This window comes from Clostridium sp. AF27-5AA, assembly GCF_003478415.1.
In the GTDB taxonomy this organism is placed as follows: Bacteria; Bacillota; Clostridia; order Lachnospirales; family Lachnospiraceae; genus Otoolea; species Otoolea fessa.
On sequence record NZ_QUFH01000035.1, the window covers coordinates 1 to 542 of the forward strand.

1 protein-coding gene is annotated in these 542 nt (G+C 58.5%); it reads left to right on the plus strand.

The window, feature by feature from the left end:
* Positions 1-390, plus strand: a 390-nt coding sequence (locus DWY89_RS14200; RefSeq protein WP_118524785.1) for a SpoVG family protein, incomplete at its 5' end; no start/stop codon positions are given.
* Between the last annotated feature and the right edge of the window lie 152 nt (positions 391-542).

Sequence of the window (542 nt, forward strand, 5' to 3'; positions counted from 1 at the left end):
GCCCCTATAAAGCTGGATGTAAGCGTGCGGGTCATCGAACCTGTGAAAAACCTCATGGGCTTTGCCAGCGTGAAATTCAATGACTGCTTTGTGGTGGAAAATCTGAAAATCGTACAGGGCAGCAAGGGGCTCTTTCTTGGGATGCCCAGCCAGCCAGACGGCAAAGGCGGCTACCGGGATATGGCCTACCCTGTCACAAAGGAGTTCCGGGAACAGCTCAACACCGCTGTTCTGCAAGCCTATGAGGCAAAGCTGGAACAGATGGCGGAGCGCGGCTCTGTGGGGCGTGCGTCCATCAGCGACCAGCTCAAAGCCGGAAAAGCGGCTGCCGAACAGGCAAAGGCAGAACGGCCTCCGAAGGAAAAGCCCAGCCGCAGCGCAGAGCGTTGACCTCGGGCCATGCTGGCCCGAAGCAGAAAGGAGGCGGGAACCATGCCACGCAAACGGACGGGCTATGACGCGGCCTGCTATTACGACGGAAAACTGCTGGGCCGCTGTACCAAAGCGGACAGCGATGCCTATACCCTGTTGATGAACGCCTG